Origin of the sequence: Brevundimonas sp. NIBR11, assembly GCF_027912535.1 — a bacterium.
GTDB lineage: Bacteria > Pseudomonadota > Alphaproteobacteria > Caulobacterales > Caulobacteraceae > Brevundimonas.
Genome location: NZ_CP115465.1, coordinates 1,011,298 through 1,024,064, shown reverse-complemented (window position 1 = coordinate 1,024,064; position 12,767 = coordinate 1,011,298). Strand labels below are relative to the sequence as shown.

General features: G+C 68.6%; 12 protein-coding genes. 7 read left to right on the top strand and 5 right to left on the bottom strand.

The features are described from left to right. Nucleotides 1-60: 60 nt before the first annotated feature. The 3 genes from O5O43_RS04895 to O5O43_RS04885 all read left to right on the top strand — a co-directional run bounded on the left by O5O43_RS04895 (nt 61) and on the right by O5O43_RS04885 (nt 2,647). Entirely contained in the window at nt 61-1,200 is a 1,140-nt protein-coding gene (locus O5O43_RS04895) for a DUF2336 domain-containing protein (protein ID WP_271085796.1), read from the top strand. 49 nt (nt 1,201-1,249) lie between these two features. Beyond that, the gene (locus O5O43_RS04890) at nt 1,250-2,029 is read left to right on the top strand and encodes an NAD kinase (protein WP_271085795.1); all 780 of its coding nucleotides are present in this window, start codon (nt 1,250-1,252) and stop codon (nt 2,027-2,029) included. 138 nt (nt 2,030-2,167) lie between these two features. Continuing rightward, nucleotides 2,168-2,647 (top strand): Hpt domain-containing protein, encoded by a 480-nt coding sequence (locus tag O5O43_RS04885; RefSeq protein ID WP_271085794.1) that lies wholly within the window; start codon nt 2,168-2,170, stop codon nt 2,645-2,647. A gap of 443 nt (nt 2,648-3,090) precedes the next feature. On the opposite strand, the gene O5O43_RS04880 is transcribed toward O5O43_RS04885, so the two are convergent. Further along, a complete protein-coding gene (locus tag O5O43_RS04880) occupies nt 3,091-4,236 on the bottom strand; it encodes a DUF2336 domain-containing protein (RefSeq protein ID WP_271085793.1) in 1,146 nt (381 codons plus the stop codon). 77 nt (nt 4,237-4,313) lie between these two features. After that, a complete protein-coding gene (locus O5O43_RS04875) occupies nt 4,314-5,105 on the bottom strand; it encodes a transglycosylase SLT domain-containing protein (protein ID WP_271085792.1) in 792 nt (263 codons plus the stop codon). Nucleotides 5,106-5,296: 191 nt separating this feature from the next. Here O5O43_RS04875 and O5O43_RS04870 point away from each other — a divergent pair, with 191 nt between their 5' ends. Next, nucleotides 5,297-6,040 (top strand): TonB family protein, encoded by a 744-nt coding sequence (locus O5O43_RS04870; protein WP_271085791.1) that lies wholly within the window; start codon nt 5,297-5,299, stop codon nt 6,038-6,040. On the opposite strand, the gene O5O43_RS04865 is transcribed toward O5O43_RS04870, so the two are convergent. After that, complete coding sequence (locus O5O43_RS04865; protein WP_271085790.1) at nt 6,021-7,037, bottom strand: FAD-binding oxidoreductase; 1,017 nt, start codon at nt 7,035-7,037, stop codon at nt 6,021-6,023. The two genes, O5O43_RS04870 and O5O43_RS04865, sit on opposite strands and share 20 nt — an antisense overlap. Before the next feature lie 38 nt (nt 7,038-7,075). Beyond that, complete coding sequence (locus O5O43_RS04860) at nt 7,076-8,935, bottom strand: phosphoenolpyruvate carboxykinase (GTP) (protein ID WP_271085789.1); 1,860 nt, start codon at nt 8,933-8,935, stop codon at nt 7,076-7,078. Between the two features lie 210 nt (nt 8,936-9,145). Between O5O43_RS04860 and O5O43_RS04855 the strand changes: the two genes are divergently transcribed. The 3 genes from O5O43_RS04855 to O5O43_RS04845 are packed head-to-tail and all read left to right on the top strand — an operon-like array spanning nt 9,146 to nt 11,042. Further along, a complete protein-coding gene (locus O5O43_RS04855; protein WP_271085788.1) occupies nt 9,146-9,781 on the top strand; it encodes a DUF938 domain-containing protein in 636 nt (211 codons plus the stop codon). A gap of 13 nt (nt 9,782-9,794) precedes the next feature. Further along, nucleotides 9,795-10,283, top strand: coding sequence for a heme-binding protein (locus O5O43_RS04850; RefSeq protein ID WP_271085787.1), 489 nt, complete (start codon nt 9,795-9,797; stop codon nt 10,281-10,283). Between the two features lie 3 nt (nt 10,284-10,286). Further along, nucleotides 10,287-11,042, top strand: coding sequence for a pseudouridine synthase (locus O5O43_RS04845; protein ID WP_271085786.1), 756 nt, complete (start codon nt 10,287-10,289; stop codon nt 11,040-11,042). A gap of 246 nt (nt 11,043-11,288) precedes the next feature. Here the strand turns inward: O5O43_RS04845 and O5O43_RS04840 are convergent, their stop codons facing one another. Continuing rightward, nucleotides 11,289-12,701, bottom strand: coding sequence for a dicarboxylate/amino acid:cation symporter (locus O5O43_RS04840; RefSeq protein ID WP_271085785.1), 1,413 nt, complete (start codon nt 12,699-12,701; stop codon nt 11,289-11,291). Between the last annotated feature and the right edge of the window lie 66 nt (nt 12,702-12,767).

Sequence of the window (12,767 nt, the reverse complement as noted above, 5' to 3'; positions counted from 1 at the left end):
TTTCACCCTGTCCGGCCAAGCTGAACCCTGCCGGCGGCTGACGTCCGGTCGGAGTTCGCCGTGACCGCTGTCGTCCAGCTTCAGTCCCATCGCCTCCCGAACGCCGAGACCATATCCTCGGCGCAGCATCTGCTCGAGCTGGCCCGCTCCAAAGGGGTCGACGACCGCCGCCGCCTCCTCCTCGGCATCGCCGCCCTGTGCGACGCGACCCCGCCTGGCGCCGAGGCCTCCCCCATCCTCGGCGAGATCTTCATGGTCATCGCTCGCCAGGCGGAGCGCGACATCCGAAAGGCCCTGTCCGACAGCCTCGCCTCGGCCGAATGGGCGCCGCCCGCCCTGATCGCCATGCTGGCTCTCGACGAGATCGAGATCGCCCGCCCCGTGATCGCCAACAGCCCGCTTTTGAAGGATCAGGACCTGCTCCGCGTCCTGGTCGAGGCCACGATCGAGCATCAGATCGAAGTCGCCCGGCGTCCTCGTATCTCGGGGCGCGTCGCCGACGCCATCATCGATCGGGGCGAACCCGCCAGCCTGACGGCGCTCGCCGGCAACCGCACCGCCGAAGTCTCCGAAGACTCGCTGGGCCGCCTGATCGAACATTCGCGCCGGATCGCCGCCCTCCGCGCGCCCCTCACCCGTCACCCGCGCCTCAACGACGCCCTCGCCACCCAGCTTTATCAGTGGGTCGGCCAGTCGCTGCGCGAGGCCATCAGCGAACGGTTTCGCGTCGATGAGTCGAAACTCGCTGAAGCCATCGACGCCGTCACCCGGCCCGCCCCGCCGCCCGGCGCCGAACCGTTGGGCATGGAGGCCGCCGCCGAAGTCGTCGATCCCGAAGAGATGGAACGCCGTCTCGTCGCCAAGCTTCAGAGCGCCGGCCAGCTCCGCGCCGGCTTCCTGATCCGCGCCGTCCGCGAGAAGCGCCTCAGCCTGTTCGAGCACGGTCTTTCGGCCCTGGGCGGCTTCCCGGTCAGTCACATCCGCGCCGCCATCGTGCGGCCCAGCCCCGACGCCCTCTTCCTGGCCTGCGCCGCTGTCGGCATCGACCGAGCCGTCTTCCCGGCCATGCTGGAGGAAATCCGCAAACTGAATGGCGGCTGGCCCGGCGACGGCGATGAGGGCTTCCACGGCCGCATGAGCCTGCCGCCCTCGGCCGCGATGCGCGAGTTCCGCGCCCTGATGGGTCATATCGGCGGCTGATTGGTCTGGCCGTTTGACTTCCCTGCCCGGCTCGGCTTCTCGTGGTCGGGTGAGCATCGACCCCGCATCTCTGAAGATCGCCTTCTGCGCCAGCGACCGGCCGGAGGCCCAGCTTGCCCGTGAGGGACTCGCCGCACGCTATGGCCATGTCCCGGAGTCCGAGGCCGACGTCATCGTCGCCCTTGGTGGCGACGGCTTCATGCTGGAGACGATGCACGCCAATCTCATGCGCAAGATACCGGTCTACGGCATGAACCGAGGCTCGGTCGGTTTTCTGATGAACGACTACGACGAGGACGGCCTGCCCCAGCGGATCGCCGCCGCCGGCCGCGCCGTCATCCATCCACTGCAGATGGACGCCTGGGCCGAGAGCGGAGCCGTCCACACCGGTCTCGCCATCAACGAGGTCTCCCTGCTGCGCCAGACGCGCCAGTCGGCCAAGCTCCGCATCAGCGTCGACGGCAAGGTGCGGCTGGAGGAGTTGGCCTGCGACGGCTGCATGGTCGCGACCCCGGCCGGTTCGACCGCCTACAACCTGTCCGCCCACGGTCCGATCATCCCGCTGGACGCTCGCATGCTGGCCCTGACGCCCATCAGCGCCTTCCGTCCCCGTCGCTGGCGCGGCGCCTTGCTCTCCCACCGAGCCAGAGTCGAGTTCGAGGTGCTGGAGGCCGAAAAACGCCCGGTCAGCGCCGTGGCCGACGGGCTGGAGATCCGCCGGGTGGTCAAGGTCGCGGTCAAGGAGCGCCGCGACGTGGGCCTGACCATGCTGTTCGACGCCGGGCGCTCTTTCGAGGAACGGGTCCTGGCGGAGCAGTTCACGGGGTAGCGCTCAGAGAGCAGCGCAGACCTCCAGGTCCGCCCTTGCGGCGGCGCCAGAAGGCGGACGTAGCCATGCGCGATCCTGAGTCACGGCTTCTTAAGAGGGGCTGTGCATCCTGAGGTCGTTAGTCCTCAGGAGTTCATCGTGAGCAACCCGGCTCAGGTCATCCGTCCGCCCAACATGCTCCGCGCCAAGGTCGGCGGCGGCTTCGGCGGCATCAACGCCGACGCCATCGCCAAGGCCGAAGAGGCCCTGAAGGCCATGTCGAGCCAGTTCGGCCAGTGGCTGCAGGACGAAATCACCAAGCTGGACGCCGCCCAGGCCGCCATCCGGACCCAGGGCTACAACGCCCAGACCGCCGAGGGCCTGTATTTTCGCGCCCACGACCTGAAGGGTCTCGGCGCCACCTACCAATATCCGCTGGTGACCCGTCTCGCCGGTTCGCTGTGCAAGCTGCTGGACGACCCGACCAAGCGTCTGGACGCCCCGATGGTGCTGATCGACGCCCACATCGACGCCATTCGCGCCGTCGTCCGCGACCAGATCCAGACCGACGACCACCCCACGGGCCGCGTCCTGTCGGAAACCCTGGAAGCCAAGGTCGCGGCGCACCGCGCGGGCTGATCCCTCTCCCAGAGGGAGGGCTTGAGGCTCGCAGAGCGCAGCGATGCGTCTTAGCCGAAAGGGTGAGGGGTTACGCTCTCACCCGGACGCACCGTAACCCCTTGCCCTTTCGCCCAAGCCTGATCGGTCTGACGGGCTCTCAGGTGCTCAAGCCCACTCCCTCCGGGAGAGGGTTTTTTGCTGCACCCCATCAACGGATCGGCCCAGAATCCCAACGATTCCAACGCCCGGCCTTATTTAAGAGCTTTATCGCAGGCGGCTCCGAAAACGGGCGTACACTGTCTTCACCCGGTCTTTGACAACCCAGGTGATCCACCCCGATTTCGTCCGCTTCGTCCCGTTTGGTCACGTTTCGTCACCCGAAACCGTGTCATGACGAAACGGACGAAACCCGCGCTCAATCAACGAGCGACCGCGTCACGAGCGACAGCGCACTAGAAACTTTAGGCGGCGTTGGCCGCCGTCATCCGGTTCGGGCTGACGGCCGGCTGGTCCAGCCGTTCCATCAGATACGCCAGATCATCCCTCGGCGCGTTCGGGCGCTGGGTCAGGAACCGCTCCAGCATCTGGTCGCGGAAGGCCTCGCCGGAGGTGTCCTTGCCCTCTGCCGACAGCTGACGCCAGGTGTCGACGCCGGCGCGGAACGCCTGGAACAGACGCGGCGGCAGGCCGGCCCGGTCGTAGATGGCCTTCAGGCCCAGCGGCCCCGCATCGTGCACCATCAGCCAGGCCCGCTGGTGCGGCGTGGAGGACAGTTCGGCGATCCCGTACTCGAACAGGGTCATCTTGCCCCGCGCCAGGGCGCGCAACAGCAGCGACGCCGTCAGGGCCTTCCTCGCATTAAGCTGGGCCACGAAAGTCGCCAGATCGGCGCCGGCTCCCGCCTGATCGATCAGGTCGACCGTCGCCCGCTCCCGCGCGAAGTTCGACAGGCGGATGGCGGTCTCGGGCGCCACGGCGTGGCGGGTGATCAGGTGTTCACGCACCGCATCCGACGCCAGCGCCACCAGTCGTTCGGTGATGTCCAGCGGCAGGACCTGGCGATAGGCCAGGGCGGCGACGACTTCCGGGCTCTGTCCGAACCGGTCGACGACCTTGCCCATCGCCCCTTCGGAGAGGTCGGCGTTGTCGTTCGACGCCAGGGTCCGCACGGCCGTCTCGCAGCCGTCCGAGCTCAGCACATCGGCCACATCGCGCGACACGGTCGGCCGGGCGGCGATGGCCACCTGACGCACGGCCGATCCGGCGCGCACGATCTCGATCAGGTCCTCGTCCGTGAACACGGGCGAGGCCCCGATCAGCGGCAGGGCGATGGAATCGACGTCCGAGGCCAGGATGCGCGCCACATCGCGCGGCAGGAGGTCGGAGCTCTTCAACGTCACCGCCAGCGCCCGGCGCACCAGTTCGGCGGCGTCGTTGGCCAAGACACGCAGGATCTTCTGCGCCGCTTCTCGGTCCTCGTCCGACAGGTCGACCCGGTCGATGCTGCGGCACAGCTTGTGCGCGGCCGAGGCGCGCTCGTCGTCGTCGGTCGCCTTGATCAGGCGACGAATGTCGAACTCGGTCAGACGGGCGCGGTGGGCGGTCATGGGGCTCTATCGGGCGAGTCGCGGCGGAACGGCCATAAGGTGAGCCTGCAGGCTTAACGCCCGGTTTACTATGGGCCTCAGACGCCCGAAGTCGGCTCCGGCGAAAAGGCCCCGCCGAAGCCGCCACCCTTGCCGTCGCCGTCCTGGCCCAGCAGCAGAGCCAGCAGGCTCTGGTCCTGCTTCAGCCGATCCAGACGCAGGGCCAGGGCCTGATCCTGTTCGCTGAGCAGCGGCGCCTGCGGCCCGACCGGAGCCACCGCCCCGCCCTCGCCCGCTGTGCGCTGCAGGTTGGCGTGCACCTCGGCCACCGTCGCCGGCCGGCCGTCGCGATAGAAGATCGATCGGTTGGCCGCCGCCGCCTGCGGGAACATGGCCACGGCGCTCGATCCCGGTCGGGTCTGCATCGCCTCCATGATCTGGGCGGCGCCCGCCGGTCCCAGGAAGTGCGCCGCATACAGGTCGCCGGCTCCCGGCTCCTGCCCCGTCCGCCCACGCAGATAGGCGGCGTTCGACGCCGTCAGCTCCCCCGCCATGGTCGAGGCCGCCTGCGGATCGAACCTCAGATCCAGCACCACGTTCCGGGCCGAACCCTCGACCCGCCAGCGCCCGTCGGACCCGCGATGGATCAGGTCGGCGTACTGGCCGTAGCCGTGCTTGGCCCCGTGCTGTTTGACCGTCGCCAGCCAGGTCTGCTCGATGAACTGGAAAAGGCCCGAGGCGGACGACGTCGGCGCCTTCGCATTGGGGTTGAAGGCACTCTCCCGCCGCGCCGTCCGCATCAGGAAGTCGTAGTCCACGCCGGTGCTGTTGGACGCGCGACGGATCGCGGCCTCCACTCCACCCGACGCTGGAATCGCTCCGACGCTCATAGGTAAAGGCTCGTAGATCATGGTTAATCGAGCATTAATGTCCATTAACAGCGCCGCTTCGATGTCACACCGATAGGTGATCAACGGTCAGCCAGAAATAGGGCGTTTTCTGCGCCAAATCCCGCCACAGGCCGCGCGCGTCATTCTCTCAAGGGTTGCTGGGGAGCGGCTTCTAAGAGGGAGTGACGGCCATGATGATAAAGACTGCGGGCGGCCCGGGATTGGTCAGCCCCATCGACTTCGGCCAACGCCGCAAACCCCCGCCGCGCGCCACCGTGATCGCCATCGGCGTCGTCGCCCTGGCCCACATCGCGGTCGGGACGGCGCTCTACTATCAGCGCTTCGAGCTGAAGATGCTGCCGACGACCGAGCAACGCGCCATAGAAGGCGTGGTCGCCCGGCTGGAGCGCAAGCCCCCGCCCCCTCCGGTGATCACCATGGACCCGCCAGCTCCAAACCCGCCGATCCACCGCACCGAAGCTCCCCCGGCCAACGTCGAGACCTTGGAAACCGTCATCTCCGACCATCCGAGCCCGGTCGTCGGGCCTGTGATCAACACCACGAACATAGTGCCGCCTGAGACCGCTACGGGCACGGCCTCTGAGCCCGTCGTCGAGACCCCGCGCGGTCCGCCGATGATCCGCTCGCCCCAGTGGATCAGCCGCCCCAACGGCGACCAGCTGACCCGCGCCTACCCCTCGCGCGCCCTCAACGGCGGCGTCGAAGGCTCGGCCAGCCTCAGTTGTCGCGTCCAGGCTGCAGGCACGGTGACCGGCTGCTTGGTCGTCTCGGAAACCCCCGGCGGCTACGGCTTCGGCCGCTCGGCCCAGCAGCTGTCCCGCTACTTCCGCATGAGCCCGCAGACGGTCGACGGCCAAGCGATCGACGGCGCTCAGGTGACCATCGGCATCCGCTTCAACCTGCCGGAAGAGTAGGCCTCAGCGGGTCAAGGGCGGCCGCGTGCGGGCCACTCGGCCGCCCTTCGATTCCATCCGCCACCACGCGCCCGACCAGCGGCCCCAGCAGCCAGCCGTTCCGTCTCGGCGCCAGCGCCAAATGCAGCCCGTCCCCGACCGGTCCCGCCAGCGGCAGCCCGTCCGGCGTCGCCCCGCGCACCCCGGCCCGCCACTCGATGTCGGCTGGCGCGTCGGTCCCCAGCAGGGCGCCCGCCGCTGTCGCCAGCCGCTCGGACGCCTCTGGATCGGGCGTCAAGTCCCGACTCCCGAACACCATCGTCGCCCCGATCAGGGCGCCGCCCGCCCCGGGCGCGACGTAAGCTTCCCGGCCGCGAACGACCCGATCCGATAACGGCGCGGCGACCCGGCCGATCTGCCCGGCGATCGGTTGAACGCCGTCGATGAGCGTCGTCGTCCCACCGGGCAGTCCTGGGAGCGCGGCATAGGCGCCCGTGGCGACGACCAACTGGTTTCCCAACACCGCTCCCTCCGTCGTGCTCACGCGCCATCCATCGGCGGTCGGTTCGACGGCCTCCGCGTGATCCTTGATCACCGGCGAGGTCAGGCTCGCCTTCAGCGCATAAAGAGCGGCGGCGGCGTTCAGCCGCACGTCGGTCGCGACACGCACCGCGCCAGGCTCGACTTCAAAGCCCAGCGCCCTCAGCGTCTCCGCGGCCTCCTCCGCATCCGCCCCGCGCCACTCCGCAGGCGTCTCATCCAGCCGGATCCGGACCCGCCGCGCGAAGTCTGGCCACAGCGCCGCAGCGTCCCTGAGCAGGAGCGCCCGCTCCGCATTCACGCCATCCAGCACCGACTCGAACGCCGGAGCGATCATCCCGGCCGCCACCGCCGAGGCGTTGGTTCGGCCCGGATCGATCACGCGGACGTCATGCCCGCGCGCCGTCAACTCGGCGGCGACCGACAGGCCCAGCACGCCGGCCCCGATAACCACGATGTCACAGGAGATGTCCGCCACGGCCGGTCCTTCGACTGGCCGGGCGGGGATTTCAAGCCCTACTCCGCAGCGAGCCCAGCCGACCGCAGATCGCGGGCCGCGTCCAGGCGGTCCACCAGAGCGTCATGCTGACGCCATAGAGCCGTCGGCAGGCGGTCAGCGAATTGGGCGTAGAAATCGGGGATCAGCGCCGCCTCTTCCGACCAGACGTCAAGGTCGACATCCAGCAAGGTCGACAGGGCCGCATCGGTGAGGTCCAGGCCGGACAGGTCCAGGGCTTCGCGCGTCGGCACCCGGCCGACCGCAGTGTCCACGGCTTCGGTCTTGCCGTCGAGACGCTCGGCGATCCACTTCAGGACGCGGGCGTTGTCGCCGAAGCCCGGCCATACGAACTTGCCGTCCTCGTCCTTGCGGAACCAGTTGACAAAGTAGACGCCCGGTAGTTTCGCCGGATCGGCCTTTTCACCGAGGCTGAGCCAATGCGCGAAATAGTCGCCCATGTTGTAGCCGCAGAAGGGCAGCATCGCGAACGGGTCGCGGCGCAGGGTCCCAATGGCGTTCTCCGCCGCCGCCGTGCCTTCCGAAGCCACGGTCGAGCCCATGAAGACCCCATGCTCCCAATCGAAGGCCTCGGTCACCAGAGGCACGGCCGAAGCGCGGCGGCCGCCGAACAGGATGGCGTCGATCGGCACGCCCTTCGGGTCCTCCCATTCCGGCGCGATGGTCGGGCACTGCGAGGCAGGCGCGGCGAAACGGGCGTTCGGGTGGGCGGCGGGCTCGCCCGAGGCCGGATCGTGCGGCTGACCCTTCCAGTTCGTCAGGCCTTCGGGCGCTTCCTTGGTCAGGCCTTCCCACCAGACGTCGCCATCGGCCGTCAGGGCCGTGTTGGTGAAGACGGTGTTGGTGGCCAAGGTCGCGAGCGCGTTCTGGTTGGTGTTGCGGCTGGTGCCCGGGGCGACGCCGAAGAAGCCGGCTTCCGGGTTCACGGCGTACAGACGGCCGTCGTCGCCGAAGCGCATCCAGGCGATGTCGTCGCCGATGGTCTCGGCCGTCCAGCCGGGTATCGAGGGCTGCAGCATCGCCAGGTTGGTCTTGCCGCAGGCCGACGGGAAGGCGGCGGCCATGTATTTGGCCTGACCCTCTGGGTTGGTCAGCTTCAGGATGAGCATGTGCTCGGCCAGCCAGCCCTCGTCCCGGGCCATGACCGAGGCGATGCGGAGCGCATAGCATTTCTTGCCCAGTAGCGCGTTGCCGCCGTAGCCGGACCCGTAGGACCAGATCTCGCGCGTCTCGGGATAGTGGACGATCCACTTGTCCTCGTTGCACGGCCAGGCGACATCGGCCTGGCCCTCGCCCAGAGGCGCGCCCAGCGTATGCACGGCTGGCACGAAGACGCCGTCGTCGCCCAAGACGTCCAGCGCCGGCTGGCCCATCCGGGTCATGACGCCCATCGACACGGCGACATAGCCGCTGTCGGTAATCTCGACGCCGAGGGCGCTGATCTTGGAGCCCAGCGGTCCCATCGAGAAAGGCACGACGTACATGGTGCGCCCGGCCATGCAGCCCTCGAATAGGCCGTTCATGCGCTCGCGCATCTCTACCGGATCGGCCCAGTTGTTGGTTGGGCCGGCGTCCTGTTCATCCGCCGAGCAGATGAAGGTACGGCTCTCGACGCGGGCGACGTCGCGCGGATCGGAGGCGGCGTAATAGCCGCCCGGACGCTTGGTCTGGTCCAGAGCCTTCAGCGTGCCCTTGGCGATCAGGTCCGCGATGATCTCGGCTTTCTCGGCCTCCGAGCCGTCGCACCAGTGGACCCGGGCGGGTTTGGTCAGGGCGGCGATCTGCTCGACCCAGTCGATCAGGCCCTGGTGACGGGTCGGCGCCGGACGAAGGCCCGGTACGGCGATGCTGGAATCCACGCGAACTCTCCTGATGCAGGCCCGGCTGGTCTGTCGCCGCCGTGGCCCCTCCCGATTGTTACAGCGCCTCACGGGCTGTAACAGCCGCAAAGACACCTCAGGCGACGCCACGTCAACCGCTGCACGATTTCGCCCCTTGGCGTCGCGACGGCGCACCGCGTCGGGCGGAATCCGGTCGCGCGGACGATCCGGCGGCTGTATTTGGCTCCTGTGCAGACGCTCGATTCCATTCAGAATGCCGCGCCCGAGGGCGCCCTCACCTCCCCGGCGGTGGCCAGGAACACCGCGCCGATCCTCGAGGTCCTGCGCGCCCACCTGCCCGCGCGGGCCCGCGTGCTGGAGATCGCGTCCGGCTCGGGCGAACACGCCTTGGCCTTCGCCCGGGCCCTGCGGGCCACGACCTGGACACCCAGCGATCCGTCGCCCGAAGCCCGCGCCAGCATCGCCGCCTGGCGGGCCGAGGCCGGCCTGCCCAACCTCGAGCCGCCGCTGGAGATCGATGCCTCGGCAGAGGCCTGGCCCGAGGTCGATGTCCAGGTCATCTTTTGCGCCAATATGACCCACATCAGCCCCTGGGCGGCGACGGAGGGCTTGCTGGCCGGCGCGGCGCGCATCCTGCCAGATCCCGGCGGCCTGCTGGTCCTCTACGGCCCGTACCGCGAGAGCGACGTGCCGCTGGCCCCGTCCAACGCCGCCTTCGACGCCAGCCTCAAGGCGCGGGACCCGGCCTGGGGCCTGCGGGAGCTGGACGCGGTGACGGCCCTGGCCAAGATCCACCGGCTGCATCTGACCCGCCGCGTCGAGATGCCGGCCAACAATCTGATGCTCCTCTTTCGCCTCGCCTGACCGGAGATTGACGATGAAGGCCCTGATCCTCGCCCTGGCCCTCACGGCCGTCGCGCCCGGCGCTTTGGCCCAGGCCCAGGGAGCCTCGAAACAGGCCGCCGCGCCTTCCTACGGCGAACCGATTCCCCTGGCCGATGCTCAGCTCATCCTGGATCGCGCGGTTCGGGCCGCCCGCGCCGCCGGGCACCGCATGGCCGTGGCCGTCGTGGAGCCCAACGGCGAGCTGGTGGCCTTCGTGCGCATGGACGACACCCAGTACGGTTCGATTCGGGTGGCGCAGCGCAAGGCCTGGACCGCCGCCCGCTATCGTCTGGCCACGGCGACGATGGAGGAGCGGACCCTGGCGGGGCGGACCGTGACCCTGGCCAATGACGACAGCCTGCCGATCGCCGGCGGCATTCCGATCGTCGTAGGCGGCCGGATCGTGGGGGCGATCGGCGTGTCGGGGGCCTCGGCGGCCGAGGATGCGACTATCGCGGCCGCCGCCCTCGTGGCGGAATAGGCCTTGGCGTTTTCGCGGACCTACGACGGCGCCGAGCCGAGCCGGATTAACAAATGGCTGGGCCAGTCGGGCGTCTGTTCCCGGCGCGAGGCCGACGCCCTGATCGCCGACGGACTTGTGTCCATCGACGGCGTGGTGGTCACCGACGCAGGTCGCAAGATCGAGGCGGGCCAGACCCTGACCCTGTCCGACCGGGCCGAAACGGCGCTGGCGGCGGGCGTGACGGTCGTGATGCACAAGCCGGTCGGCTACGTGTCGGGGCAGCCGGAGCCGGGCAAGGTCCCGGCGGTGCGGCTACTGACCGAGGCGCGGCGGATCGGCGAAGGCGCGGTTCCGGCGGCCGACGCCTCCCTGCCTCCCATCGGACGACTGGACGAGGATTCGCGTGGGCTGCTGATGCTGTCGTCGGACGGCGTAGTGGCGAAGGCGGTAATCGGGCCGGTGTCGAAGCTGGACAAGGAATATCTGGTCCGGGTCACCGGCGACGTGACCGAGAAGAAGCTGAGCCTTCTGCGTCACGGAATCATGCTGGACGGGCGGCAATTGAAGCCTGCGCGAGTGACGCGGATGGAACCGCACCGGCTGAGGTTCATCCTGACCGAGGGGCGCAACCGGCAAATCCGGCGGATGTGCGAACATGCCGATCTGGAGGTGACGGATCTGCTGCGCATACGGATCGGGCCGATCCGCCTGAACAACCTGCCCGAGGGGGCCTGGCGGATGCTGACGGCCGAGGAGCGGGCGGCGCTGATCGACTAATCAGACTCCGGCGGATGCAGTCAGGATAGTCCGTTAAGTCGCATAGTCGGACGATCAGACTCCCTGAGTCTGGAGTCGGGATAGTCCGTTAAGTCGGAATTTCGGACGGGTTGCGACGTGTCAAAGACCTCTGAGCGACGTGGGGGCGGCCGGTGTCCGACACAAGCCTCGCCTAGGAAGATTGTCTCCGTTGATCGCTGGATCATCCGTGCACCCCGGCCTTCGCTGGGGTGCGTTGTGGATGGGTTAGTCCGCGTCGCCTTCGCGCGATCCGATTGCCAACACCCCGCCTGAGCCGGCCAGCGCCGCCGCCAGCCGGTCCCGATCCAGCCCGCCCTGCCAGCGCGAGACGACGATCGTCGCCACCGCATTGCCGATGAAGTTGGTCAGGGCGCGGCACTCGCTCATGAAACGGTCGACGCCGAGGATCAGGGCGATGCCCGCGATGGGCACGCTGGGCACCACGGCGAGGGTGGCGGCCAGGGTGATGAAGCCGGCGCCCGTCACGCCCGCCGCCCCTTTGGACGACAGCATGGCCACGGCCAGCAGCAGGATCTGCTGGCCCAGGGTCAGGTCTATGCCGCAGGCCTGGGCGATGAACAGGGCGGCCAGCGTCATGTAGATGTTGGTGCCGTCCAGATTGAAGGAATAACCGAGAGGCACGACCAGACCGACGACGGGCTTGTCGCAACCGGCCTTCTCCATCTTGTCGATCAGGCTCGGCAGAGCCGCTTCAGATGAGGACGTGCCGAGGACGAGCAGCAGCTCTTCCTTCAGGTAGCGGATGAGTTTGAAGATCGAGAAGCCGTTGGCGCGCGCCACCAGCCCCAGCACCACGACCACGAACAGGGCCGAGGTGATGTAGAAGGTCGCGACGAGGGCCGCGAGGCTGATCACCGACTCGATCCCGTAGCGACCGATGGTGAAGGCGAAGGCGCCGAACGCACCGACGGGCGCGGCCCTCATCAGGATGGCCACCAGCTTGAAGAAGGCCTCGGACGTGCTTTCCAGCAGGGTCATCACCGGCCTGGCCCGCTCGCCGATGGCGGCCAGGGAGATGCCGAACAGGATGGCGAAGAACAGGACCTGAAGGATGTTGCCGGTGGTGAAGGCGCTGACCACCGTGTCGGGGATGATGTTCATCAGGAAGCCGACGATGGTGCTGTCGTGGGCGGCCTGGGAGTAGCCGGAGACCAGACCCTGATCCAATGTCGCTGGATCGACGTTCATGCCGGAGCCCGGCCGCACGACATTGGCGACGATCAGGCCGACGACCAGGGCCAGGGTCGAGAAGGTCAGGAAGTAGGCGAAGGCCTTGGCCGCCACGATCCCGACCTTGCCGAGGTCTTTCAGGTGGGCGATGCCCAACGCGACGGTCAGGAAGATCACCGGAGCGATGATCATCTTCACCAGCTTGATGAAGGCGTCGCCGAGGGGTTTCAGGCTCTCGCCGAACGCGGGCCAGAAGTGCCCGATCAGGGCGCCCAGGCCGATGGCGGCCAGGACCTGGACATACAGGTGGGTCCAGATCGGCTTCTTGGCGGGAGGGGGCGGCGGCGGCCCGACGGCGTCCGGAACGGCGACGCCCGGAGCCGCCTTGATCGCGCGGGGCTTGCGGGGACGCGGGGTCGCGCCGGGCGTGTTCGGAGTGCGGGCCATTCGGGTCTCTTGCGATTCCCGAAGGACCCTAGCGGAGGTGATCCGGCCCGACCATCGGGCCGGATC